At 69.4% G+C, this 24,940-nt stretch carries 23 protein-coding genes and 1 pseudogene; 11 read left to right on the top strand and 13 right to left on the bottom strand.

Translation table 11 applies throughout. The features are described from left to right. The first annotated feature begins 265 nt into the window (after window positions 1-265). Window positions 266-775 carry an LppU/SCO3897 family protein gene (locus tag TY25_RS01825; protein ID WP_226887074.1) on the top strand — a complete coding sequence of 170 codons (510 nt, stop codon included), beginning with the start codon at window positions 266-268 and terminating at the stop codon, window positions 773-775. Between the two features lie 9 nt (window positions 776-784). On the opposite strand, the gene TY25_RS01820 is transcribed toward TY25_RS01825, so the two are convergent. Continuing rightward, on the bottom strand, window positions 785-3,187 hold the full coding sequence (locus TY25_RS01820) for a helicase-associated domain-containing protein (RefSeq protein ID WP_174484627.1): 2,403 nt from the start codon (window positions 3,185-3,187) through the stop codon (window positions 785-787). Between the two features lie 100 nt (window positions 3,188-3,287). Here TY25_RS01820 and TY25_RS01815 point away from each other — a divergent pair, with 100 nt between their 5' ends. Then, the gene (locus tag TY25_RS01815) at window positions 3,288-3,476 is read left to right on the top strand and encodes a hypothetical protein (protein WP_014981540.1); all 189 of its coding nucleotides are present in this window, start codon (window positions 3,288-3,290) and stop codon (window positions 3,474-3,476) included. Window positions 3,477-3,551: 75 nt separating this feature from the next. Here TY25_RS01815 and TY25_RS01810 read toward each other — a convergent pair whose 3' ends face one another. Together TY25_RS01810 and TY25_RS01805 are read right to left on the bottom strand one after the other, a co-directional pair. Further along, window positions 3,552-4,184: a resuscitation-promoting factor Rpf1 domain-containing protein gene (locus tag TY25_RS01810; RefSeq protein WP_029899875.1), complete on the bottom strand. Its 633-nt coding sequence runs from the start codon at window positions 4,182-4,184 to the stop codon at window positions 3,552-3,554. Window positions 4,185-4,589: 405 nt separating this feature from the next. Then, complete coding sequence (locus tag TY25_RS01805) at window positions 4,590-4,820, bottom strand: hypothetical protein (RefSeq protein WP_042253585.1); 231 nt, start codon at window positions 4,818-4,820, stop codon at window positions 4,590-4,592. 201 nt (window positions 4,821-5,021) lie between these two features. On the opposite strand from TY25_RS01805, the gene TY25_RS01800 reads away from it, so the two are divergent. Both TY25_RS01800 and TY25_RS42345 read left to right on the top strand, forming a co-directional pair. Then, window positions 5,022-5,444 (top strand): cold-shock protein, encoded by a 423-nt coding sequence (locus TY25_RS01800; protein ID WP_014981543.1) that lies wholly within the window; start codon window positions 5,022-5,024, stop codon window positions 5,442-5,444. Between the two features lie 140 nt (window positions 5,445-5,584). Beyond that, entirely contained in the window at window positions 5,585-5,884 is a 300-nt protein-coding gene (locus tag TY25_RS42345) for a hypothetical protein (RefSeq protein ID WP_146154096.1), read from the top strand. Here TY25_RS42345 and TY25_RS01795 read toward each other — a convergent pair. The 3 genes from TY25_RS01795 to TY25_RS01785 form a co-directional block, all read right to left on the bottom strand. After that, window positions 5,842-6,354 (bottom strand): DUF2771 domain-containing protein, encoded by a 513-nt coding sequence (locus tag TY25_RS01795; RefSeq protein ID WP_042253584.1) that lies wholly within the window; start codon window positions 6,352-6,354, stop codon window positions 5,842-5,844. The genes TY25_RS42345 and TY25_RS01795 overlap by 43 nt on opposite strands. A gap of 64 nt (window positions 6,355-6,418) precedes the next feature. After that, a complete protein-coding gene (locus TY25_RS01790; protein WP_042253583.1) occupies window positions 6,419-8,290 on the bottom strand; it encodes an MFS transporter in 1,872 nt (623 codons plus the stop codon). Window positions 8,291-8,452: 162 nt separating this feature from the next. After that, a complete protein-coding gene (locus TY25_RS01785; RefSeq protein WP_052382737.1) occupies window positions 8,453-9,232 on the bottom strand; it encodes a glutaminyl-peptide cyclotransferase in 780 nt (259 codons plus the stop codon). A gap of 17 nt (window positions 9,233-9,249) precedes the next feature. Between TY25_RS01785 and TY25_RS43820 the strand changes: the two are divergent. Together TY25_RS43820 and TY25_RS01775 are read left to right on the top strand one after the other, a co-directional pair. After that, a pseudogene (locus TY25_RS43820) lies at window positions 9,250-9,982 on the top strand (DUF3027 domain-containing protein); the annotation flags it as partial. A gap of 979 nt (window positions 9,983-10,961) precedes the next feature. Next, on the top strand, window positions 10,962-13,862 hold the full coding sequence (locus TY25_RS01775) for a sacsin N-terminal ATP-binding-like domain-containing protein (protein WP_042253575.1): 2,901 nt from the start codon (window positions 10,962-10,964) through the stop codon (window positions 13,860-13,862). A gap of 86 nt (window positions 13,863-13,948) precedes the next feature. Here TY25_RS01775 and TY25_RS01770 read toward each other — a convergent pair whose 3' ends face one another. Continuing rightward, a complete protein-coding gene (locus TY25_RS01770; protein ID WP_226887073.1) occupies window positions 13,949-14,563 on the bottom strand; it encodes a TetR/AcrR family transcriptional regulator in 615 nt (204 codons plus the stop codon). Window positions 14,564-14,688: 125 nt separating this feature from the next. On the opposite strand from TY25_RS01770, the gene TY25_RS01765 reads away from it, so the two are divergent. Beyond that, on the top strand, window positions 14,689-16,746 hold the full coding sequence (locus TY25_RS01765) for a neutral/alkaline ceramidase (protein WP_042253574.1): 2,058 nt from the start codon (window positions 14,689-14,691) through the stop codon (window positions 16,744-16,746). Between the two features lie 3 nt (window positions 16,747-16,749). Here the strand turns inward: TY25_RS01765 and TY25_RS01760 are convergent, their stop codons facing one another. Beyond that, complete coding sequence (locus TY25_RS01760; protein WP_042253573.1) at window positions 16,750-17,001, bottom strand: DUF2530 domain-containing protein; 252 nt, start codon at window positions 16,999-17,001, stop codon at window positions 16,750-16,752. A 107-nt stretch (window positions 17,002-17,108) separates the two neighbouring features. On the opposite strand from TY25_RS01760, the gene TY25_RS01755 reads away from it, so the two are divergent. After that, entirely contained in the window at window positions 17,109-17,546 is a 438-nt protein-coding gene (locus TY25_RS01755) for an Rv0880 family HTH-type transcriptional regulator (protein WP_042253569.1), read from the top strand. A 1-nt stretch (window position 17,547) separates the two neighbouring features. Here the strand turns inward: TY25_RS01755 and TY25_RS01750 are convergent, their stop codons facing one another. Both TY25_RS01750 and TY25_RS01745 read right to left on the bottom strand, forming a co-directional pair. Further along, window positions 17,548-17,940 (bottom strand): YccF domain-containing protein, encoded by a 393-nt coding sequence (locus tag TY25_RS01750; RefSeq protein WP_226887512.1) that lies wholly within the window; start codon window positions 17,938-17,940, stop codon window positions 17,548-17,550. Window positions 17,941-18,008: 68 nt separating this feature from the next. Continuing rightward, a complete protein-coding gene (locus TY25_RS01745) occupies window positions 18,009-19,214 on the bottom strand; it encodes a GNAT family N-acetyltransferase (protein WP_042253640.1) in 1,206 nt (401 codons plus the stop codon). A 185-nt stretch (window positions 19,215-19,399) separates the two neighbouring features. Between TY25_RS01745 and TY25_RS01740 the strand changes: the two genes are divergently transcribed. Together TY25_RS01740 and TY25_RS01735 are read left to right on the top strand one after the other, a co-directional pair. Continuing rightward, window positions 19,400-20,200, top strand: a complete 801-nt coding sequence (locus TY25_RS01740) for a TrmH family RNA methyltransferase (protein WP_042253568.1) — start codon at window positions 19,400-19,402, stop codon at window positions 20,198-20,200. Further along, complete coding sequence (locus TY25_RS01735) at window positions 20,197-20,481, top strand: DUF2537 domain-containing protein (RefSeq protein WP_029899889.1); 285 nt, start codon at window positions 20,197-20,199, stop codon at window positions 20,479-20,481. The genes TY25_RS01740 and TY25_RS01735 overlap by 4 nt, the downstream gene beginning before the upstream one ends. Here TY25_RS01735 and TY25_RS01730 read toward each other — a convergent pair whose 3' ends face one another. The 3 genes from TY25_RS01730 to serC form a co-directional block, all read right to left on the bottom strand. Next, entirely contained in the window at window positions 20,482-21,225 is a 744-nt protein-coding gene (locus TY25_RS01730) for a DUF6928 family protein (RefSeq protein WP_042253638.1), read from the bottom strand. Window positions 21,226-21,658: 433 nt separating this feature from the next. Then, complete coding sequence (sepH, locus tag TY25_RS01725) at window positions 21,659-22,735, bottom strand: septation protein SepH (RefSeq protein ID WP_042253566.1); 1,077 nt, start codon at window positions 22,733-22,735, stop codon at window positions 21,659-21,661. A 211-nt stretch (window positions 22,736-22,946) separates the two neighbouring features. Continuing rightward, window positions 22,947-24,071, bottom strand: coding sequence for a phosphoserine transaminase (gene serC, locus TY25_RS01720; protein ID WP_042253564.1), 1,125 nt, complete (start codon window positions 24,069-24,071; stop codon window positions 22,947-22,949). Window positions 24,072-24,251: 180 nt separating this feature from the next. Here serC and TY25_RS01715 point away from each other — a divergent pair, with 180 nt between their 5' ends. Then, window positions 24,252-24,932: a hypothetical protein gene (locus TY25_RS01715; RefSeq protein ID WP_042253563.1), complete on the top strand. Its 681-nt coding sequence runs from the start codon at window positions 24,252-24,254 to the stop codon at window positions 24,930-24,932. The last annotated feature ends 8 nt before the right edge of the window (window positions 24,933-24,940 follow it).

The raw sequence follows: 24,940 nt of genomic DNA, 5'->3' as shown, positions 1-24,940 counted from the left end.
ATCGGACGAGTGTCCACGTTGTGGTCATGCGCGAAAGGCATTGCTAGTGAATTACTTTGGACTCCAATTGCTCGGCCGTCTGCTCCCGAGCATCCTCGGCTACTCGCTGCTCGGCATGTGGGGCACCATCTGGTGAGCCGAGGCGGGGCATCAACCCTGGAGTTGATGCGGGCGTGTCGCGCGTCCGGGTATTCTCACCGCGTTCGCGACCGGCGTGAATGTGTTCGGTGAGAGAGGTTTTCAGGTGAAGTTTCCAGGAGCGAGGTTGCTGGCACGTGTGGTGCTCGCCCTCGTAGCGGTGGCCGCGGTGGTGGTCACGGTGGTCGGCTGTTCCGCGGCCAAGGACGCGAGCAAGTCCGACACGGCCAAGGCCAAGGTCGGCGACTGCATCAACGTCATCACGGGATCGTCCACCGACGCCAAGACCGAGCCGATCGACTGCTCGTCGGAGAAGGCCGTGTACAAGGTCGCGCAGTCGAACGACAAGAAGGTCGAATGCGCGACCGACTACACCTCCTACGAGGAGACCCTGGGCGGCGGCACCACCGCTTTCCTGTGCCTCGCGCCCAACTTCAAGCAGGACGCCTGCTACAACGAGAGCACGACCACCGGGTACAAGCACGTGGCCTGCACGTCCAGCGAGGCGACCTTCAAGGTGGTGAAGCGGATCGACGGCGAGGCCGACGAACTGCTGTGCGGCACGGACGCCACCAGCTTCCGGCTCATCTCCGAGGCGCCGAAGATCACCTTCTGCCTGGCCAAGCCGCAGGCCTGATCCCTTCGATCATTCGATGAGGGCGACGGAAGCGATCCGGTGCAACGTGAAGTGCCGGATCGCCCCCGTCACCGGGTCCAGCGCGTCCAGCTGGCCGTTGCCCACCTTGAGCGGTTCCACCACGCGCTGCGTCGCGACGCCCTGCGCGTCCACGTAGCCGATATTGACCGGTCGGCGCACCCGCGCCGCCAATTGCAGCAGCGCCAGCGTCGCGGCGGTGTTGGTCCTGGTGCCGTCCGTGCGGACCGCTTGCGCCGAACGGGCGCTGGTGGCGCGTTCGGCCGCCCGCAGTTCGGTGACGAGCAACTCCAGCTGTTCGGTGCTCGGCGGCGTCGGCCGCCACGGCTGCCTGGCATTGGGCCGGATGGAAATCCGCGCGCCGCGCTGCCGCAGATCCACGATGACGCCCGCCGAATCCTCGCCCGCCGGTGCGAAACCGGCCGCCCGCAGCTGCTCGAGCACCTCGCCGAGCGGCGCCTGCGCGATGGCGACCGTCGGTGCGATCGCGCGCAGCGCCAGCGTGCCCGCCACCGGGGCGGCCAGCACCTGGGCCAGCAAGGCGGGGTCGTCGCTGCGCAGGAACGACTGCGCCATGCCGGCCCGCAGCTGCCCGTGCCGCCGCGCCACATCGTCGATCAGGTAGGTGAGTGCCTGCGGAATCGGCGTCCGCGAGTGTTTGGTGAACAGCGCGTGCAGTTCCGCCGCGGTCAACCCGGCATCGAGCGCCCGCCGAACCGAGGTCTCGCTGATTCGGTAAACCGTTGCGGCGCCCGCGGATTCGACATCGGCGACCAGCGCGACCCGGTGCTGTAGCTCGGCGGTCAGCGGTCCGGGCGCGATCACCGTGAGATCGGCTTGGACCAGCACATGGTCGACCGGGGCGGGCAGCGCCGCCTCCATCTCCGCCTCGGCGTCGGCCGCGCTGCTCGCTTCGCCGTGCAGCAGCGCCCGCGCCGCGGAGCCGAGCGCGTCGCGCCCGACGAAGCCGAGCGCGGCCGCCTCGGCGAGCGTGTGCTCGACCGCCTCGAGCCGGAAGTGCCTGCGCCAGCGCGGTTGCCGCCACGCGAGCACGCGGCCGATATCGGCGGGCGTGAGGGCACTGCCGGACGGATACTCGGCGAGCAGGCCGAGGATGGCGTGGCGGTCGCGCGGCGCGTGCGGGTTACGCAGCTCCAGCGCGAGCGCCGCGAGCGGTTTGTCGTTGGCGTCGCGCATGCCGATCATCCATGGCATCCGGTCCAATTCGAGCCAGGCGACGGCCAGGGCCGCCCAGCGCCGGGCGAGTGGAGCCTCCAGCCAGGCCTCCACGGCCGGGGTCGGCGCCCAGAAATCGTCGGTCGAATCGAGCTCCGGCGGCGGGTCCGGCAAACCCTTTTCGATCAGTTTCGCGGCGGCCAGCAGCTCGACCAGCAAACCGGCGCGCGGCTCGTCGATCCCGGTCTGCTTGGCGACGCGGCGCAATTCGCGCACGCCGAGGCCACCCGCGCGCAACGCGGGCGCGGGCGCCTGCCCGAGCGCGTCGATGATCGCGGCGCAGTGCCGCAGCAACTCGCCCACCTCACCCGCGGCCACCGCGTTCACCTCGGCGGAGGTGTGCTTCTTGGCTTTCGGCTTGGGCGGGGTCAACGCGTGCGGGTGCGTCACGGGTTCGTTGCGCAGCACCTGGCCGACCGTGACCGGCAATTCCACCGTCTCGTCATCGATGCGATGCACCAGTCTGCGGGCGAGTAGCTGCTGGATCGGCCGGTCCGCCGGGGTGCCCGGTGCGGCGTCCTTCGTGCGCCCCCGCGGGCCGGTGGTGGCCAGCTTGTCGAGCAGTGCCCTGGCGGCGGCGGGAAGCTCGGGCAGCGCCGTGCGCACCTCGGGTTCGGTGAGGGCGTCGGGGATCTCGGTGGTGCTGCCGATCGGCCACGGCAGCGCCTCGACGGCCGCGGTGACCAGATGCAGCTCGTCCTCGACAAACCAGACCAGCGCGCGATCGGTCAATCGGGTGAGCGCCGCGTCGATCGCCGCGGCGCTCACGCGTTCGTTCAGCTGCACGTGCAACTCGGCCCGACGCAGCGGCGCGCCGTTGCTCTCGGTACGTGTCACCCCGTGCACGGCAAGGGTTTCCAGGATCGCGAAATCGAGGGTGTCCAGGTCGTCGGTGGCGCGCAGCACCGAGGCCCGCTGCTCGGCACGCGCGGCGAGCACCGCCATCGAGGACGGCAGCGGCACGGCCAGATCGGGCCGGAGTTCGAGCAGCGTCACCAATTGGGCATCACTACGTGCACCGAGCCATCCGGCAAGGGAGGTCGAGGGCTTGCCCGCCTCTCCGCGACTTCTGCCGGTCCTGGGTGCCCCGGGACTTGCGCTGCGGGCCGGTGGTTCGGTGCTTGGCTTGGTTTCGGGCGTGCCCGACGAGTTACCCATGTGCTCCCGAGATCAGTCGTTTCGTCTCATGCCGATCCTTACCAGCCTAATAGGCAGCGGCGAAGTTGCTCGGCGAGCGGGACATGCCAGAATGGGGGCCGTGGTGAACAAATCGAAGAAACCGTATGTCGACAACGGTTGGCCCAAGGTCGCCGATGGTGACCACGCGGTCACCGAACTTTCGTCGACCCGTTCCGGTGGGCTCTCGCCGTACGGTGAGGACACCGAGTTTCCGGTCCCGGCGGATCAGCTGCCCTACATGCACCCGAACACGGTGATCAATCGCTGATCTCCGGACGGAAAGTCCGCAGATACGAAGAAGGGCCCCACATCCTCGGATGCGGGGCCCTTCTTCATGAGTACCTCAGGAGGGAAGCAGTCCCTTGTTGGCCTCGTAGAAGTTCACGATGTTCGGGTCGAGCTTGGTGCCACTGGCCTTGGCGGCGTTGAAGAAGTCGAAGGCTTCCTTGGGCACCTGGATGCCCTGGCCCTGCACGACCGCGAGGGCGCGGTCGACCGCGTTGAAGACTTCCTGAGTGCTGTCCGGCGCGGCCTGAGCGGCCTGCGGCGCGGGCTCGGGGTTCCAGCGCGGGGTTTCGCTGGTGGTGGGCGCGGAGCGCGGCGTGGGCGCGCTGCTGAGGCCGAGGTTGGCCGAGCAGCTGGGCCAGGCACCCCAACCCTGCGAGGCGAGCACCTTCTCGGCGACCGCGATCTGCTGTTCGCGGGTGGCCTGGTTGGCGCTGGCCGCGTACTCGCCGCCGCCGTGGGCCTTCCAGGTGCTGGGCGAGAACTGAAGTCCGCCTTGGAAACCGTTGCCGGTGTTGATGCCCCAGTTACCGCCGGCCTCACACTGTGCGAGGCGATCCCAGTCGGAGTCGGGTGCCGCGCTGGCGTTGCCTGCGAGGGCCACACCTGCGGTGCCCATGATCGCGCCGGTCACGGCGACCTTGGCTACCGTGCGACCGGTCGAGCTTGGCTTGCGATGGCGTCCACTCATATCGGGTTCGTCTTCCTCTCGGCGCACCTGCGAGGTCATCGATCGGGCTGGACTGAGAGGTCGTCATGCCCGCCCTCGCCCCTACGTTTCCGTCGGGGGTCCGGTACCCGCGGGGCGAGGTTCGGTGCGGCGGGCCGGTGGTAGCCGGTCGTCCCGGCTGGATAAGACCGTACGTCGATCCCGGAGAAAAATCACCATTTGGTAACCGGCGTGTACGAGCGGGTCTCGGTGCGGTATCAGAGCGGGCGAAAGACCTTCTCCGCAGCTAGAAGCAGTGCCGTCCGGCCAGTGTCGGGCCGTCACCGGTCCGTGACCTCCCCGTTATGTGACGAGGATCACAACTGGGATTCGGTAACGAAAGGCTCGGGTAACCGGTTCGTACCTCGGCGGTCGGACGCGGTTGGGTCAGCGCGAGCGCCGGCCGGCGCGCAACGCGTAGACCACCGCGACCAGCAGGCCGAGCGGCACGAGCATCGCGCCGAAGTAGAGCCACAGCCCCGGCGTCGAATCGGAGAACACCGGGATCAGGAAGATCGCGAAGATCGCCAGCAATCCCAGCGCGAACAGGCTCAGCGCGACCTGTAGCAACCAGTCACCCGGCTTGCGCGGCGGGGGCGGAGCGGAAGGGTTCGTCACCGCACGACCGTAAAACTGATGTGCTTGCGTTATTCGCACCGGGGTAGACTCGTAGGCACTCGCGTCCCGCATCCCTGCAGGGCGCGTTCTTTTCGCAAAGAGAAAAGAACCTGCTCGTGGCGCTGTGCCGCAGCGGGTTCCGTGGACCAGTGTGCTCGGGCCGTCGGGGTCCGAGTTTTCGATGATGAACGGGTGAGCGCAGTGCCGACCGGCAGGGTGAAGTGGTACGACGTCGAAAAGGGCTTCGGCTTCCTTTCCCAGGACGAGGGGGAGGACGTCTACGTCCGGTCGTCCGCGCTGCCCGATGGCGTCGAAGGACTGAAGCCCGGGCAGCGCGTCGAGTTCGGCATGGCCGCAGGCCGTCGTGGCCCGCAGGCGCTGAGCCTGAAGCTGCTCGAGGCGCCGCCCTCGGTCCGGCAGGGCCAAGAACGTGAGCGCGCCCGCAAGGAGCCCGTCGCGCGCCGCCACACGCCGGACGAACTGCACGGCATGGTCGAGGACATGATCACCCTGCTCGAGGCGACGGTACAGCCGGACCTGCGCAAGGGCCGCTACCCCGATCGCAAGACCGCGCAACGCATCTCAGAGGTAGTCCGCGCCGTCGCGCGCGAACTCGATCACTGAAATATTGGCCGCGTGGCCGCGGCGTGGTTCGCGGCCCCTTTGTCTCGTGTCTCAGCTGTCGAGACTCGCGCCTTCGGCGCATGCGCTTCGACAGCTGAGACACGAGACGGCCGCGAACGGTCGCTCGTAAAACTCGCTCCGTGGTGGTTCCGTTCGGCGGTGAGTGGACGGTCGCTCGTAAGACTCGCTCCGTGGTGGTTCCGTTCGGCGGTGAGTGGACGGTCGCTCGTAAGACTCGCTCCGTGGTGGTTCCGTTCGGCGGTGAGTGGACGGTCGCTCGTAAGACTCGCTTCGTCGTGGTGCTGTTCGGCCGTGAGTGGACGGGCGCCGGTAAGACTCGCTCCGTGGTGGTGCTGGCGGCGATCAGTGGTGCGGTGCTGGCGACTTCGGCCGTTCGCTATGGGGCCGTGCTGATGGACCAGGCGGCGTGCGGGAGGTAGAACTCCTTGCCGGTGTCCTTGTCCTTGGCCAGGATCGGCAGTTGCAGTTCTAGGCCGACGAGGCGCAGGTCCGGTTCGGGGCGGGACTCGATGGTGACGGCCATGGCGCCCTGCGGGTAGTTGGTGTGGCTGATCACGCGATCGACCCGTTCTCCGTTGGGGAGTGCGTAGACGACCTGGGCCAGCCACGGCGCTTCGGCGATCTGCTTCGGCAGCGAGAGCTGCAGCGGATAGTTCGGCGGCACCACGAGCTGCACGGTCTCGCCGTAGCGGCAATCCGCCATCTGCACCGAGCAATACACGTATGGCTCGACGGTGACGGTCTTGCCGTGCGCGTAGGCGGTGATCACCGGATCCTTCTCGTCCGCGTTGCGGACCAGCACGACGAGCACGCCGACGAAGGCGACGGTGACGACGAGCAGCCCGGCGACGAGCAGCGCCACGACGGTGCGCGTGTTGAGCCGCTTCACGCCGCTGCCTCGCCGCGGCGCGGGCCTGCCGTCGGCACAGCCGCTGGGTCGAAGGTTCGCTCGCTCACTGGCTGGGATCTCCTATCCCTCGTTGGATATGTGTCGTCTCGCCCCCGGCGGTCCCCGGCTTGCGGTACGCGTTCGAAGTCTGTGGCATCGGCCTGGTCGCGGGAACTTCCTGTTCCGCGTGTTGCGGACGATTTCCGCCGAGACCGGGCAGCAGCGAATGGCCACGGTAGCTGACGAAGGTCTGCACCAACCCGACCACGAGCACCGCGGTGATCACCGCGAAGCCCTTCCAGTAGTCCGTCGGCAGCAGCACGCCGGCCGCGCCGCCGACCACCCAGCTGAGCTGCAGCACGGTTTCGGACCGGCCGAAGCCGGACGCGATCGACTCCGGCGGCAGGTCGTCCTGGATCAGCGCGTCCAGCGATACCTTCGCCAGCGCGCTCGTGCCCGCCGCGACCAGGGTGGCCAGCGCCGCGCCCAACAGGTTGTTGGTGAACGTCGCGAACAGCGCGACGAGGGCGCAAGCCGCCGTGCAGCCGAGCACGATCAGCGACGGCCGGCCCAGCTTGATCCGGGCGCCGGTGGCATTGCCCGCGAAGTTGCCGATCGCGGCGGCGGCGCCGACCACGCCCAGCATCGCGGCCTGCTGCACCGGCCGGTGCTCGGTGGCCTTGGCGACGAAGGCGATGTAGAAGGTGAGGAACCCGGTCAGCACGCGGATGGCGCTGTTGCCCCACAGGCCCGTCACCACCGAACGGCCCAGCGGCTGCCTGCGTTTGCGCGGCGGCACCGCGGATTCCTTGTCCGGCGAGAGCACTTCGGTGTGCGCGTCGGGGCCGTGGTAGCTCAGCGTCGCGGGCACCTCGCCCTCGGTGACCTCCACCCAGGACGGGATGCGCAGGCTCAGATAGGTTCCGGCACAGGCGATCAGCGTGGCGAAGATCAACGCGCCGTTGGACCCGGCGGCCATCGCGGCAATGCCCGCGATCGCACCCGCACCGATCGTGCCGCCGACCAAACCGAACACGGTGAGCCGGGAGTTGGTGCGCACCAAGTCGATATCGGGTGGTAGCACGCGTGGCGTCACCGCGCTTTTGAGCACCGAGAACGATTTACTGCCGACCATCATGCACAGGGCCAGCGGATACAGTGCCCAGCTGTCGAATTCGAGCACCAGCACCACCGCGACGACGGCGCGCAACGCGAACGAGGTGGCCAGCGCCACCCGTCGACCGTGCTGCAGCCGGTCGAGCATCGGCCCGATCAGCGGTGCGATCACCGCGAACGGCGCGATCGTGATCAGCAGGTACAGCGCGACTTTCGTCTTGCTCTCGGCGGTCGCGCTGGCGAAGAACAGGGTGTTGGCGAGGGCGACCGCGACCGCCGCGTCGAGGGCGAAGTTGGCCATCGTCGCGTAGGTCAGCGCGGTCAGGCCGGATTTGTCGGCGCCGTCGGCCTTCGCCGCGCGCTGGAAGGTGGCGATGCCCTTCTCGGTGAGTTCGCGGCCGCGCATCGCGGCGACCCGGGTGACCGTCAGCTTGCGCGGCACCCGTTGCGGGCCGGGCTGGGTCGGTTCGGCGTCGGCGGCCGCCGGTTGTTCGGGGAGCGGCTTGGTGGGTGGTGGCGGCGCGGCGAGTTCCGGCTCGGGTCCGTGCGGCGGTTGCGGGCGATTCGGGAAGACGCGGCGCGGTGTCCGGCCCGGCGGATCCTGCCGCCGCGGTAGCCCGGCATCCGCGGCCGGATGCCGCCGGGTCTCGGCCTGCGACCCGCCGAGCCGATCGGGATCCAACGGCGGCAACGGACCGCGGCGCGTCGGCGAATTCGGCGGCGGATACCGGTCGAAGCCGGGATGCCGTTCGATCGGCGGATACTCCCCACCGTCCCACCGATCACGGTCGGGACCGGAAGGTTCGCGGGGAGTAGTCACGTCCTCAATTCTGTCGTACTTCGCTGCTGGGCGTTCACTCGCGCTCGAAGGTGTCGGCGGAAGGTGACGTTTGTCGCGTCGCGGACGACGGTGCATACCCGCAGGCTGCCCGATCCGGCGGAGCACAACCGAAATCGTGGTGAACTCCTCGCCCCGCCTGGCTCAGGCGGGCACGAAGCGGACCTCGAACATGCTCGGCCATTTCTTGCCCGCGAGCAGGAAGCGGTCGGTGCCGGGCAGCTGTGCGATCCCGTTCAGCGCGTCGCTGCCGGTGAGTACCCGGGCGGCCGCCGGATACAGACTGCTCGCATCGATCCGCGCGAGCACCTCACCGGACTCCGGATCAATGCGCAGGATGGTGTCGGTCGGCCAATCGTTGGCGTAGACCGAACCGTCCTCGGCGCAATCGAGCTCGTTGAGCCGGGCGCTCTGGTGGCTGGTCAGCCGGATCGAGCCGGTCGGCGCGAAGGTGACCGGATCACGGAAGGTCAGCGTGTCGGTGCCGTCGCTCATCACGAGTCGGCCGTTCCTGGTGCACAACCCCCAGCCCTCGCCTTCGTACGGCACTCGGGCGCGCTCGGCCAAGGTGACCGGATCCCTCGCGAACGCCGTGTGCTCCTGCCAGGTCAGCTGCCACAGCGTGTCCCCGGCGACGGTGAGGCCCTCGCCGAAGAAGGGCGCGGGGAGATCGGTCCTGGCCAGTTGCTCGCCGGTGCGTACGTCCGTCGCGCGCACACTCGACGCGCCCGAGAGTCCGGTGCCTTCGTAGAGCACATTGCCGTCGATCTCGAGGCCCTGCGTGAAGGCGGTCGGGTCATGCGGTCTGACGGCGACGACCTCGATCTTCAGCTCGGGTGCGGCCTCCTGTGCGGCGCCACAGCCACTGAAGATGACCAGACCGACCAGCAGAGCGACAGCCAACGAACGCCGATTGCGTTTCATACGGCAAAATGTAGGCGGTGAGCGCAGTTTCTGTTTCTGAGTCCGGTGTCCGGCCGATTCTGGCCGACGCCGTCGATCTGGCCCGCCGTGCGCTCCTGGAGTTGGAACCAGCCGGCGTCGGGGCGCATCTCGGCGTGGCTGCCGAGGACGAGAGCGCGGCGACCCATCGCTTCGAAGCCACCCTGCCCGGCTATCGCGGCTGGCAGTGGGCGGTCGTGGTGGCCGCACCGCCGGAGGCCGAGTACGCGACGGTGAGCGAGTCGGCACTGCTGCCCGGCCCGGACGCACTGGTCGCACCCGACTTCGTGCCGTGGGATCAGCGGATCCGGCCCGGCGACCTGGCCCCGGGCGACCTGCTGGCCCCGCCGCCGAACGATCCGCGCCTGGTGCCCGGCTACGTCGCCAACGGTGACCCGGTCGTCGACGAGGTCGCCCTCGAGGTCGGCCTCGGCCGCACCCAGGTGATGAGCCTCGAAGGTCGCGCGGACGCGGCCGAACGCTGGCATGCCGAATACGGCCCCGACACCGAAATGGCCAAGGCCGCCCCCTCGACCTGCGGCCTGTGCGGTTTCTACCTCCCGCTCGCGGGTTCCCTGCGCGCCGCCTTCGGCGTCTGCGGAAACGCGATGGGCGCCGACGGCCGGGTTGTGCACGCCGCCTACGGGTGCGGCGCCCACTCCGACACCGTCGCCCCCACCGGCGGCGGCTCCCCCCTCTACGAGGCCTTCGACGACGCCGCAGTCGAACTGATCCCGACCGCGGACCTCCGCCAATCCCTTGCAGACGAAACACCAGCCGCCGCTCCCGCGCAATCGGCGGAAAGTGCTGCCGGGACGGACGACTCGTCCGCTCCGGCCGGAGACGCCGCCAACGCGCACGAATCGGCTGACCCGACTGACGGGCCGACCGTTGAGGTCGCTGCGGTGCCGCCGCGCGCGGCCGCCGAATCCGCGGTTACGACGACGGCTCCGGGCGAAACGTCGAACGTCGACACTGCGGCTGGCGAAAGCGGCACGGCCTTGGCTGACGCGACCGCAGCGGCGGCTGTCGGCGAGGGCGATCCGGCTGAGGAGGCGACGATCTCCGACGCCGCGCCGGGAACTCCGGACACCGAGCCCGGTGCCGCGCCCGTCGCGAACGGCGAACCGACCGTCGAGGTGCCCGTGGCGTCGCCGCGCGGCGATGTGGAAATCGCTGGTACGGGCGTTGTTTCGGTTGGTGGATCGGAATCGCCTGCCACGCAGCAGGCCGAGGTCGAGGCGCCGCCGGCTGCCCATGAGCCGACCACATCGGGTGCCGAGGCCGCCGCGCCGTCTGACACCGTTGCCGCGCAGCCCACGGCGGATGTCGTGGCAGCAGTCGCCGCGGACGACACCGCCGCATCGGTGGCGTCCGAGTCGGCGCGTGCGTACGCCGAATCCGCCGGTGCGGAGATCGTTTCGGCCGGTGCGGCCGACTCGGCTCGCACTACGGAGGACACTGCAGCCTCGTCCGATGTGTCACCGGAGGCCACGCAGCCGCTCGCACCCGTGGGCGAGACGCAGCCATTGGCCGCCGCTTCCGCCGCGGCGGAAGCCGCGGCTGCCGAGAGTGGTGCCGCCGCTTCGGGCGCGCAGCAGGTTGGCGACGAAGATCGTTCCGCCGACGCTGGTTTCGAGGCGCAGGGCTCGGATGCCGAGCGGCGGGGTGACGCGGCTGAGGGTGGGGCGGACGAGTCATCGCGACAGGGGTGAACGGGTCGGCCGATCCGTTCGGTACTGCCGCGTTGCGGGCGGGGGTGCTTGCCGCATGGCGTGATTCGCCGACGCGGCTGCGCGAAGACGCGGCGACCGAGGCGGATCTGGTTCGCGCCGGCTATCGCGACCGGCTGCTGACCGAGTTGGCGCAGAACGCCGCCGACGCCGCGGCCAAAGCTGGCGTGCCCGGCCGGTTGCGGGTGTGGCTCGACGGTTCAGTCCTGCATGTCGCGAATACGGGTGCGCCGCTGGATGTCTCGGGTGTGCACGCGCTCACCGCGCTGCGTGCGTCCGGGAAGTCCGATGCAGCGGATGTCGGACGTTTCGGTGTGGGTTTCACCGCGGTGCTGGCGGTGAGCGACGAGATCGAACTGCGCTCCACCACGGGTTCGCTCCTGTTCTCCCGCGCGCGCACCCGGGACGCATTGCGATCCGGCGAACTCGCCGGTACCGCAGACCAACTGGCGCAGGGCGAACCCGACGCGGAAGCGCTGGCCCCGCCCGCCTTGCGCCTGGCCTGGCCGAGCGAGAAGCAACCGGCCGACGGTTTCGACACCGAGGTGGTGCTCGCGCTCCGTCCTGAGATCGACGCCGCCGCACTGCTCACGGCGATGCACGCCGAAGCGGTCGACCTACTGCTGGAACTGCCTGCGTTGCAGAGCATTACCGTCGAAGCCGCGGAATTCACCAGCCGCACGGCCGTTCTCGGTGACGGACTCCAAGAGATCTGCGTCGAGGGCCCGGCTGACGAACGCCGGATCTGGTGGTCCTACCGCACGCCGCGCGCCCGCTGGCTGCTGCCGGTCCGCAACGGCAGGCCGGTCGCCGTCGCCCCCGATGTGCTGCGTGCCCCGACCCGCTCCGACGAGGAGCTGTCGTTGCCCGCGCTGCTGATCGCGGACGTCCCGATGCAGCCGGATCGCCGCCGTCTGCTGCCCGGCGCCCGCCTCGCCGAATTGGCCTCCGGTTATGCCGATTTCGCCCGCGCACTGCCACCCCGCGACCGACTGGTGCTCGTCCCCAGTCCCGCCTTCGCCCGCAGCGAAGCCGATGCCCTCCTGCGCGAAGCGGTGATCGGCGAACTCCGCACCAGCCCTTGGCTCCCCGTCCTCCCCACGAACACCGAGGACCACGCCGCCCCGTTCGACCCTTTACCGCTGGAGACCTCTACCCCCGCCGAGGACCACCCGGACATCGAAACTCCCACCGAATCAGGGTTTTTCGACCTCCCAGGGAAGACCACCTCGGAGGTCGCAGTACCTACGCGGGCGAGTGCGTTCACCGGCCTCACGGAGGAATTGGCGGCGCTGCTCGGGGATGTGATCGGGCCCTTGGTGATTCCCGAGTTGTCGGGGCGCGGGCACGCCGAGGCGCTGGGTGTGCTCGACGTGCATCGGGTCGGGTTGGCACGATTGGCGGAATTGTCCAGCGGTCTGGAGCGGGCGCCGCAATGGTGGTACGCGCTGTACGAGGCGCTGGAGCAGTTCGTGGCGGACCCGCTGGCCGCCGAGGAATTGGGCGCGCTCGCCGTGCCGCTGGCCGACGGACGCCTGGTCACCGGACCGCGCACGACGGTGCTCGACGATCAGCTCGAGGTCGCGATCCCGGTGCACTGGGCCAGGTTGGTGCATCCGGATGCCGCGCACCCGCTGCTGGCCCGGCTGGGTGCGCGGTCGGCCACCGTCGAGGAGCTGCTGCGCGAGCCGGACCTGCGCGCCGAGCTCGAGGATCACCCGGACGATCCGGATACGGTCGACGCCGTGCTGCGCCTGGCCGCCCATGCCGACGCCGCGGCACTGCCGACCTGGCTCGGCCTGCTCGAATTGCCCGATGCCGACGGTGTGCTGCACCCCGCGGACGAATTGCTGCTGCCCGACGCACCGCTGCACGAACTGCTGGTGGCGGATTCGCCGTTCCATACGATCGATCCCGCCATGGTGGAACAGTATGGCGCGCAAGCCCTTCGGGCCGTGCGAGTCGGCTGGGATTTCAGTTTGGTCGTCGAATCCGATCCGACCGGGCCCGATCACGACCTGGACGACGAGGACAGCTGGTGGTCGACGCTGGCGCAGGAGCCGCGGGAGCTGGCCGCGGTCCGTGACCTCGACCTGATCGACGACGACGCCTGGCCGGAAGCGTTGTGGCAGCTGGCGTCCGCGCCGCGCACCCGGCGGTTGCTCACCGATCACGACGGTTACACCGCGTGGTGGTTGCGCACCCACGCCCGGATCTCGGGCACCCCGCTCGGCCTGCTCCGGCACCCCGAGGACACCGAATTCGACGGCCTGCTGCCGACTTTCGCCGTCCCCGGCCTCGCGGACGACGCCGCCGCGATCCGCGCCTTGCTCGCCGATCCGGCGGTGATCACCCTCGAATTGGCCGCCGCCCTGCTCGACGCACTCGCCGATCCGGCGAATACGCCTACACCCGAGGTCATTTCGCGGACCCATGCGCGATTGGCCGCCGCGGTGGCGGCGGATCGGCTCGAGCTCACCGACCTCGAACTGCCCGACCGGGTGCGCGCCCTGTCCGGCGCCGTCATCGATCCGGCCGACGCGCTGGTCCTCGATCAGCCGTGGTTCGGCCTCGCACTGCCGCCGGACCGCTTGGTGGTCGGCGTCGCCGAGACCGCGCCCGCGCTGGCCGCGCTGCTCGATCTGCCGTTGGTCTCGGAGTCGGTCACCGCCGAGGTGGTGAGTGCCGGCCGGCGCACCACGTGGTCTGGGGAACCGCTCGGAGTTGTGCTGCGCCAACTTCTTTCGCTACCGCCGCAGGACGGGGAGTTGGTGCTGCACGACGAGCTGACCGTGCGGCTGCACGGCGCGATCGAGCGCACGACAACGGTCCCGTGGTGGCGCGAGGGCACTACCGTGCACGCGAACGCGCCGCGGTAGCGCACGCACGATCCGAGTTCCCGCACCCGACTCCGCGCGGTGTGCGGGAACTCAGATTGCGCGAGAACGGCTGTGCTGCACCAGGTTCAGGACGCGTACTCCGCGATCATCTGGCTGAGCAGATCCAGCTGGGCGCGGACGGCCTCGCTGTCGTTGTCCACCAGCCAGCGCAGCACCACCCCGTCGATCACGTTGAGGGTGAATCGGCTCAGTGACGGCAGCGGCACCGACCAGGTGTTGGCGGTCGCGTCGCGCGCGTGCTCGAGGATGTCGGCGACGGTGGAGTCGTTGAAGTTGTACTGCTCGCGCGCGATCGCGAGTTTGGCGGGAGTTTGCTCGCCTTCGCGCAGTGCGTAAGTTGTTGTTTCGTAAGTGAGTAGCTGACGTTCCGGGGTTGCCTCAATGTTGAGCCACATGAGTTCCAGTCCCGCGCGGATCAATTTTTGAAGCGCTTCTTTTCCACTTCCGACGTCTTGCCACACTGTTTCATTGGCGTCGACGGAATCTCGTAATTCCATCGACAACGCCTTGACCAGCTCGGTCATCAGCGCGTCCTTGTTTTCGAAACAGTAATGGACCACACCAAGCGAGACGCCCGCCGCCTGGGCGACATCGCGCGTGGTCACGCCCGCAACGCCCTTTTTTTCGGCAAGACCGATCGCGGCCTCGATAAGGTGGGCCCGTCTTTCTTCGACGCTCAATCGGGAGGACACCTCAGGGAGTTAAGCGCTCTAGGCGCGTGCAGTCAATTCGCTGGTCGAAAAATCTGGACTGGACGAGTGACCAGTTGTGTGGTTCGCTGCCATCAGGATCGAAGGAGGCGTGTATGCCGCTGTCGCGCAGAACCGTTCTGGCCCGAACCGTAGTCGGTTCGGCGACGCTGGCCGCCGCGGCCACGGTGCCTGTCCTGGCCGAGCGCTCGGGCGCGCGGGCCGCCGCGGCGCCGGATTCCGGCGGCTACGAGATCGGTGTCGGTCTCTCCGACATCACCGGTCCGGCGGCGGAATGCGGAATGATGGGCTATTCGCAGTTCGAGCAGCAGACCGCCGGCATCCACCTGCGTCCGCGAGCCAGAGCGTTCATCATCGGCGCGGGCGGCCGGCGAATCGTGTTCGTGGTGGCCGAGAACGGCATGATTTTCCAGTCCGTGCACCGCGGCGTCCTGACCGAACTCGCGCGCCGCTTCGGCGATCAATACACCGAACAGAACGTGTTGCTCACCTCGACGCATTCGCACGCGACCTGTGGCGGCTCCAGCAACGATTACGCATACAACCTGTCCATCATGGGTTTTCAGCAGCAGGTATACAACGCGGAGGTGAACGGCATCGTCGAGGCCGTCGCGGCCGCGCACGCCGATCTCGGTCCCGGCGCGCTGGCGTTGGGGCGCGGCGAACTGCACGACGCGAGCGTCAATCGGTCGAGGGTGGCCTGGGAACTCAATCCGATTGCCGACAAACAACATTTTCCCGAGGCCATCGACCCGGCGGTCACGGTGCTGTCCCTCGTCAAGGGCGGTCGACAGGTCGGCGCGATCACCTGGTTCGCCACCCACAACACCTCGATGACCAACCAGAATCGACTGATCAGCGCGGACAACAAGGGTTACGCGGCGTTCTCCTACGAGCATCTCGAGCACGGCGTCCGCTACCTCGACGGCGACCCCGGCTTCGTCGCGGCCTTCGCGCAGACCAACGCGGGCGATATGTCGCCGAACCTGAACCTGCGTCCCGGCTCCGGGCCTACCGAGGACGAGTTCGAGAACACCCGGATCATCGGCGAGCGGCAGTACCGGGCGTCGAAAGACGCGCTGGCGCAGGCCCGCTCGACCAGCGGACCGGTCGACGCGCTGCTCTGCTACATCGACCTGGCCGATATCGCCGTCGACGGCCGTTTCACCCCGGACGGGCAGCCCAGGCACACCGCGCCGGCCGCGGCGGGCGTCTCGCTCATCGCGGGCAGCATCGAGGACGGTCCGGGGCTACCGGGGGTGCCCATCCCGGAAGGCGTGCGCAATCCGTTCCTGCAGGCGCTCGGCGACCCGAACACGCCCGCGCCGGCGTGGCTCGCGGATGCCCAGGCGCCCAAGGCGATCGCCGCGCCGCTCGGCCTGCTGCCGCCGGTGGCCTGGGTGCCGAACGTGCTGCCGATCCAGCTGGTCCGGATCGGTGAGCTCTATTTGGCCGCCGCCGGTGGGGAATTCACCATCACCGCCGGACTGCGGGTGCGCCGGGCGGTCGCGGACGCGCTCGGCGTCCCGCTGGAACAGGTCCTCATGCAGGGCTACGCGAACGCCTACCACGAATACGTCACCACCCCCGAGGAATACGACGCGCAGCAGTACGAGGGCGCCTCGACGTTGTTCGGCCGCTACACCCTCGGCGCGTATCAGCAGGAATTCACCCGGCTGGCAACGGCGTTCGCGGCCAGGCAGCAGGTGCCGCGCGGGCCCGCCCCGCGTGACGTGTCCCACCTGCAACCCAACTTCCAGCCGGGTGCTGGGCCGGACACCACCCCGCCGGGCCGGGCCTTCGGCGACGTATTGATCCAGCCCGCACCGGTTTACGGCGCGGGTGCTCAGGTCGTCGCCGAATTCGTCTCGGCCCACCCGAAACACAACCCGCGCCGCAACGGCACCTTTCTGGAGGTGCAGCGGCGGAATCCCGCGGGCGACTGGATCCGGGTGGCCAACGAGGGCGAGTGGGCGGTGAAATTCCACTGGAGCAAGCGCGGTGCCGCGGACTCGGTCGCGCGGTTCACCTGGGATATCCCGGCCGATGCCACGCCGGGCCGCTACCGGCTGCAGCACTACGCCGACAGCCTGAGCCCCGACGGCGCGCTGCACCCGTTCACGGGCACCAGCAACGACTTCGAGGTGCGCTGACGCTCAGAGCCCGGTCTGCGCGCCCTTGTCGCCGCGCCGCGCACCGCGCCGCTGGATCAGGAAGATTCCGAGCGCGAGCCCGCCGACCACCAGCCCCATCAGGCAGACCGGCAGTACCGACGCCCACCGATCGCCACCGGCCCACACCACCACGGTGGCGATCAGCCAGAGCACGCAGCCGACCGCGAGCACGGGCCGCGGATCGGTCAGCCGCGGCGGGATCTGCGGCACGTTCTGAGTCACGTCACCCAGCATAACGGCGGCGTGCCGGACGGCCCGCGCACCGCCGATGTGGCTGCGGCTGTGCGCGTACCGGCGAGAACGCCGGTCCGTCGGCCACCGGTCCCGTATCGTTCACCTCTGTGACAACGCCATCCGATGTTCGAACCCTCGCCGGTGAACTCTCGCTGGCGGTGGTCCGGCTGACGCGTCATCTGCGTGGTCGACGTGCCGACGCGCAGATTTCGCTGACCCAGCTGTCCGCCCTCGCGACCCTTTCTCGGGACGGTGCGATGACCCCGGGTGCGCTTGCCGCGAAGGAGCGCGTCCAGCCGCCGTCGATGACCAGAGTCATCGCCTCGCTCACCGATCTCGGTCTGGTCGAGCGCAAACCGCACCCCACCGACGGCCGCCAGATCATCGTGTCGCTGTCCGAGGCGGGCCGCGCGTTGATCGCCGACGAGACCAACGCCAGGGAAGCCTGGATGACCGAGCAGCTTTCGGGTCTGACCGAGGATCAGATCGTGGTGCTGACCCGCGCGGTCGGCATCATGAAGCAGATCGTCGACCAATCCGAATAACTCAGCGCGCGCCGAACGGCTGGTCGCTGTCGACGATGTCGCGGCCGAGCGGGAACAGCGACAGCGGAATCAGTTTGAGGTTGGCCCAGCCGAACGGGATTCCGATGATCGAGATGAACAGCGGGATGCTGGTCAGCAGATGGCCGAGCGCGAGCCACCAGCCCGCGACGATGAACCAGATGATATTGCCGACCAGCGAGCCCGCACCCGAGCCCGGCTTCTCCACCGTGGTGCGGCCGAACGGCCACAGCGCGTAGGCGGCGATCCGGAACGACGCGATGCCCCACGGGATCGTGATGATCAGGATGCAGCAGATGACGCCGGCCAGGATGTAGCCCAATGCCATCCAGAAACCGACGAACACCAACCAGAGGATGTTGAGGACGAGCTGAATCGGCTTCACACCCACCAGCATGCCAGCACTCGGCCCGGAGCACACGTGGCCGTGTGCTCCGGCCGGGTTCAGAAGAACCAGCCGAGTACCGCGTCGCGGTCGGTGCCGAAGGCTTCCTGCAGGGCCGCCAGGTCGGCGGGGTCCTTGGCCTGGAGCCGGTTGGCGGCGGCGAAGACTCGGGCCGGATAGGCGCCGAGATACATGCTCGCGAGCACGTCGATGCCGAGTTCGAGCTGCGGGGCGCGGGTGGTGGGCGCGCACTCGGCGACGCCGTTGCGGACGCGCAGGGCGAACGTGCCGCCCGCGTCGCGGAACGGATCCTGTACCGCCAGCACGAGTTCCAGGTCGCGCCGGTACGTGCGCGCGGTCAAGGCCGCGGGAATGTCCATGAGCCGCAACCACAGTCCGTCCTCGCGGGCGGTGGTGCGCACCAGCCGCGGATCGGTCAGCAGGTAGGGCAGCGGATCATTGTCGCCCAGTACGGCTTTCACCCGCTGCGCCAGATCCAGCCCGAGCAGCGCCCGCCACAGCGCGGCGTGCGCCTCGGCGGTGACCGCCCGCAGCTCCAGCACGTCGACGGTGCGCTCGGACTCGGTGAAATGATTCCGGTACAGCGCATAGCCATCCGGATGGGTGAACGCGAAAAGCTCTGAGCCGCCGTCGCGGACCTGCTCCGGATCGGCGAACAGCATCGCCCACGAGGCCGCCGGGCGCACCTGCACACCGGGGGTGAACCTGCGCCACCGGTCGTAGACGGCCTCGACGTGCGCGGTGACCTCGGCCGCTTCGGCGAGCAGCACGCCGCCCGGATCCGGTGTGGTGGGCCGGAATTCGGCGAAACGCCGATCGATGGAGACCGCGTTCTCCCGCACCGCCGGTCCGTAGCCGAACCGCCCGTAGATGCTGCCCTCGCTGGCCGTGAACAGCGTCAGCGCCAGTCCCGCCGCCTCGGTGCGCCGATGCTGCTCGGTGTACATCGCCCGCAGGATCCCGCGCCGCCGATGCGTCGGCGCCACACCGACCGCGGCGATCCCGCAGCCGTCCACCGCCCGCTCGCCCGGCACGGTCACCGTCATCCGCCGGGATTTCACATGCCCGACCACCACACCGTCGTCGACCGCGACGATCGCGTCGGCCGGCGCGAACAGCTGCCGGCTGTGTTCGCGGAAGCCCGCGGGCCCGTAGGCGCCGAACGAGGTCGCCACCAGCGTCCTGATCGAACTCAGATCGTCCTCGGTGGCAGAGCGGATGGTGATGCCGTCAGTCAACGTCATCGTTGCACCCTCCCACGCCCCGAGCGCGCCACGCACTCGATTTTCGCCCGGGTCGCGCGCAGTGGCACGGCCACCACGTTCGCGCGGCATCGCGAGCGACGGACGGCTCCGCTTCCGGCGCACCCGGTAGCGGGGATCGGACACCGGTCGCGCCACGCGGTAGCCCGGACGGGCAGGATGTAGCCGTGGCCGAAGTGATCGATATCGATGACCCCGCCGACCCGCGGGTGGATGACTTCCGCGACCTCAACTCCGCCGACCGCCGGCCCGATCTGCCCGGGCGGCGTGGACTGGTGATCGCCGAAGGGGTGGTGGTGGTCCAGCGGATGCTGGCTTCGCGGTTCACCCCGACGGCGTTGTTCGGGGTGGACAAGCGCCGCGTGGAGCTCGCCGGGGATCTGGCCGATGTCGCGGTGCCGTACTACCGGACCTCGGCCGAGGTGATGGCGGAGGTGGTCGGGTTCCATCTCAACCGCGGTGTGCTGGCGGTCGCGCCCCGGCCGGCGCCGCTGAGTCTGGACGAGGTCACCGCGCACGCGCGCACGGTGGCGGTGCTGGAGGGCGTCAACGACCACGAGAACCTCGGCGCGATGTTCCGCAACGCCGCGGGGCTCGGCGCGGAGGCGATCCTGTTCGGCGATCGGTGCGCCGACCCGCTGTACCGGCGCGCGGTGCGGGTCTCCATGGGGCATGTGCTGCGGGTGCCGTTCGCTTCCGTGCCGGATTGGCCGGATGGTCTGGATATACTGCGGCGCAAAGGTTTCCAGATCATCGCCCTCACCCCCGACGCGAAGGCGATGACGCTGGCCGCCGCGATGACAGGGGAGCGTGTGGCACTGTTGCTCGGCGCCGAGGGACCGGGGCTGACCGAGGAAGCGATGCGGGCCACCGATGTGCGCGCGCGAATTCCCATGTCGCCGGGCACCGATTCGCTCAATGTCGCGACCGCCGCGGCCATGGCCTTCTACGAGCGGGTACGCACATGACCTATCCGCCCACCCAGAGCCCGGCGCCGTGGGGCGCCGGGTTGACCGTCACGATCATGGTCGCGCTGCTGAGCGCGATCGCGGTGTATTCGTTCGGGCGGGCGCTCGCCGAGGTGCATCCCCTGCTCGCGGTCGCGGTGAACGTGGTCGCGGCCGGCGGCGCCGCGCCGACCGCTTGGCGGTTGCGCGAGGCTCCGGTGACCAGATGGGTGGTGCTCGGCGGTGTCGCCGGGGTGGGGCTCGGCTGGTTGGTGCTGCTGCTCGGTGGCCTCGCGAGCTGATCAGGACACGCGGTCGGAGCCGCGGAGCCAGCCGAACAGGCCGCGCCGAGGGCGGACGCTCTCCGGTTCTTCCTCGGGCGGGACCAGGGTGGCCGGGTCGGGCGCCTGCCCTTTCGGGTAGAGCGTGAATCCGCACACCGCCACATCGCCGGGCACCAGTGCGCCCGCAGGGCCCGGTGCGCGGTAGTGGAAGCCGAGCCATTCGTTGTTCGCGGCGTCGGCGAAGTCGGGCGGATCGAAGGGCAGGGTCTGCGGGTCGGGGAGTTCACCGGCTTGCCAGCGCACCGGGTGCTCACCCGCCCAGTACGGGCGTTCCCACACCAGGGGGAGTCCCTCGTCCTCCAGGATGTTGACCCGGCTCGAGCTGAACGCCCGGCGGAATTCGCCACGCTCCCAATGCGCGAACGCGCCCCACCCGTGCGCGGTGTCGAACGACACCAAGTAGGTGTGCTCCGAGGCCAGCGGCCGCACCAGCAGTTCCGGCAACTCGGTCGGGTGGATGCGGGCGGCCTGCGCCGAGCACACCACGGTGACGCCGGGGTAGCAGCCGATGTAGACCTCGTCGAGGTCCGGGCCCGCGCATCCGGCCAGCGTGCCGACCATGATCGGCAGGACGTCGCGATCGCTGTGCAACTGTTTGGCAAGCGCCAATGCGGCATCGGGATCCGGGTCGTGATTGGCGCGCAGTACCGTCAACGGGTCGGATGCGTCGACGTACCAGAGCGACGAAGCTTTCGATAGCATTTCCGGCACCTCCCGATGGTTGCACGAATCAGCTCCGCGAACTTCGAGCAACGCACTGGGGTGTCGGACAATTCACCGCGTCGGTGTCTCGTCCGATGCCTGGCACGCCGTCGATCCCACACTGAAAATCTACCTGGCGTGCGCGGTTCCGGACCGTCCTTCGGTCCCGGAACACGCCCGCGCGCCGCGAAATATGTTGCTACGCGGGGCTCAGCAAACCAGCTCCGGCTTCAGCAAACCGATTTCGGCCGGACGCGCGACCTACGAACTGAACTCGAGTGCGTCGGAGCGATAGCCGCGCACATCCCGTCGTCGCGCGCGTGTCAGCTGAGCGACACGCGCGCGGAGTGCGAAACATCGTGCGGCAGCTCCCGAACGAAACGCGCCAGCCGTTCTCGGCGAGCCTTGAATACGAGAGAGACTGGCGTGCGCGTCAGTGACCTGAGCTGCGCACGCCGAGCAGCACGTCCTCCCAGGACGGCATGGGCGCCTTGCCGCGCTTGGTGCGGGCCGTCTTGGCCGGGGCCTTGGCGGGCTTGGCCGGTGCTTCCTCGGCGGCCGGTGCCTTCGCCGCCGGTGCCTTCGGCGCGGCGGGTGCGGGCGGGGCGGTGTCCGTGGTGCTTTCCGCGGTCGACGCGGCGGGGCTCGGCGCGGGCGCGCTCGGCGCGGGGCTCGCGGCGGCGGGCGTGGTGGTGGTCGCGGCAGGAGTCGCGGTGGCGCCCGCCGTGATGGCGGGCGTGCTGCTGCCGCCGGCCGCGACGGCCCGCTGCTCGAAGTATTCGTCCAGCGTGGGCTGGCCCTGCTGGCGGGCGGCGGGGCGGGTGGGCGGCGCCGCCGGGGCCGGGCGCGGTTCGGCGACCGGCTCGGGCTGTGGTTCGGGGGTCTCGGCCTCGGCGGGCAGGATGGTCGCGAGACCGCGTAGCGCGCGGCCGAAGTCGGGATCAATCAGGTCCGAGGCCGGGTCGTCGAGCGGGGAGACCGAGCCGCCGTGCGCGTCCGGCTGGTAGCGCCAGTGCGCGGCGATTTCGGAACGCCCGTTCTGCCACTGCAATTGGGCGACCCAGAAGCCCTTCTCGTCCTTCCAGGCGTCCCATTCGGCGCCTTCGATGTTGTGCCCGCGCTCGGTGAAGGCCGCGGTGACGACGTCGATGAGGGTTTCCACGGCGGGCCCGTCGGGCCGGACGGGGTGCGCCTTCTGGGCGAGTTCGGCGGCGCGGGCGCGTTCCAGCAGCACCGGGTAGGCGAACCGCTCGACGCGGCTGGCCGGCATGCCGGACTCGGCGGTGACCTGTTCGACGGAGGCGCCGGCGCGGATTCGAGCCTGGATATCGCGAGGACGCATAGTTGCTTCCATTTCGATCTCTATCTGGCCGAATCGGGCAAGGTCTCCGCGTGCTGCGGCTCGTAGCTTGTCGTCGGCGGGCAGCCGGTACTTCGCGCCGGACTCGGTGTCGATACACACGATGTGCGTGGAGTCGGGCGTCACCCCGATCACTCGAAGTTCACGCACCGTTACCTCCTTACCGCGTCGACTCGCGACACCGCCCACTTTCCGAAACAGTAGTGCACTTCTGGGATCCGTGGGGCAGGACACGCGGGGCGGAAATCTCCGCGGAGACCTCCGCACCCCGCTAATCTGCTCTGTTCGAGTTGAAGCTTCGCGCTCCACGGCGTGTCATGTGTGGCGTGTCACGTGCGGGGAGCGCGTCGATTCCGGTGTGTCAGCCCAGATTCTGCACGACCCAGTCGATGCTACGGGTGAGCTGGCTGATGTCCTCGGGGTCGATCGCCGGGAACATGCCGACGCGCAGCTGGTTGCGGCCCAGCTTGCGGTAGGGCTCGGTGTCGACGATTCCGTTGGCCCGCAGCACCTTCGCCACCGCGGCCGCGTCGACCGAATCGGCGAAGTCGATGGTGCCGACGACCTGCGAACGATGCGCCGGGTCGGTGACGTACGGCGTGGCGAATTCGCTCGACTCGGCCCAGTTGTACAGCCGCGACGAGGAATCCAGCGTCCGCTTGACCGCCCAGTCCAGGCCGCCGTTGCCGTTGATCCATTCGATCTGGTCGGCGAACAGCAGCAGCGTGGCCAAGGCCGGGGTGTTGTAGGTCTGGTCCTTGGTGCTGTTGTCGATCGCGACGGGCAGCGAGAGGAACTCCGGCGTCCAGCGACCCGAGGCCTTGATCTCCTCGACCCGGGCCAGCGCCGCGGGGCTCATCAGCGCGACCCAGAGGCCGCCGTCGGCGGCGAAGCACTTCTGCGGTGCGAAGTAGTAGACGTCGGCGTCGGCGAGGTTCACCGGCAGGCCGCCCGCGCCCGAGGTCGCGTCGATGGCGATCAGCGCGTGCTCCGAGCCGGCCGGGCGCTGCACCGGAATGGCGACACCGGTGGAGGTTTCGTTGTGCGCCCAGCCGATCAGGTCGGCCGACGGGTCCGACACCGGTTCGGGGGCGCTGCCCGGCTCGGACGAGACCACGATGGGATCGCCGATGAACGGGTTGCCCTTGGCGACCGAGGCGAACTTCGAGCTGAACTCACCGTTGGTGAGGTGCAGCGAGCGCTCCCGGATCAGGCCGAACGCGGCCGCATCCCAGAAGGCCGTGGTGCCGCCGTTGCCGAGCACCACCTCGTAGCCGTCGGGCAGCGTGAACAGTTCGCGCAGCCCCGAACGGACCCGCGCGACCACATCTTTCACCGGCTTCTGCCGGTGGCTCGTTCCGAACACCGAGGCGCCGACACTCACCAGAGACTGCAACTGCTCCGGTCGCACCTTGGAGGGGCCGCAACCGAACCGTCCGTCGGCGGGCTTGAGGTCGTCGGGAATCGTCGGGAACGCAGTGGTCATGCCGAACAGGGTAAAGCGTGTCGGACCAGCTCTGTCAGTGCGGGTGGGCTGCTGTGCTCGAAGCCACGGACCGGGCTGGGCCCGGCCGGGCCCGCGCGGTTGCCGGATTTCCTGGCGGCGTGCTCGAGTTGCGGTGGTATTGCTGTGTCGCCGGGCACACTCCAGCTAACCTTTGCGCCCATGAACATGGCGTCGGCGAGCTCGGGGTGGCGACTGCGCGGTCGCCGGTCACGCACCTTCGGGCTACGGGTGGGGGCGATCTCGGACGCGGCGCGGCGCGAGTTGCTGATGCACGGAGCACTCGGCTCGGCAACGATTTTGGGCGTGCGGCCGAGTTCGAAGGCGGGCGAGCCGGATTCGGGCACTGCCTCGCGGCGCGAACCGGGGCACGTGTTCTGGGTCCGGGTGCTGGTGGACGGCACGGCACCGTACGAGACCAGGGTGCGCCAGCGGGTGTCCGCGGCCGATCTCGAATGGATGCAGCCCGGAGATGTGGTGTGCTGCCGCATAGATCCGGGCGACCGGGACCGATTGGTGCTCTACGTACCGGATTTCGCGGAGACCGGGCGGGCCGGCATCGCCAAGATCCTCGCCGACGGGCGCCGCGCCGACGCGACCGTGCTGGCGGCGACCCCGGTGGCGGCGGACTACTCCGGGCGCGACGATCCGGTGCTGCGGCTGGATCTGGAGGTGCGCGCCTGGGACGAGCCGACGCCCTGGCTGGTCCGGCTGGTGCAGCCGGTGCCGCTGGCCGCGATCGGTCTGGTCGATCTCGGCGAGCAGCTCGAGGTCGCCTTCTTCACCGTCGACCACGGCGAGTCCGTCGCCGTCGACTGGGCCGCCTCGCTCGGCGAGGACTGACTGTGCCG

Origin of the sequence: Nocardia brasiliensis NBRC 14402, assembly GCF_000308475.2 — a bacterium.
Classification (GTDB): domain Bacteria; phylum Actinomycetota; class Actinomycetes; order Mycobacteriales; family Mycobacteriaceae; genus Nocardia; species Nocardia brasiliensis.
Note: the sequence above shows the minus strand (reverse complement) of the source record. Positions and strands in the feature narration are given on the sequence as shown.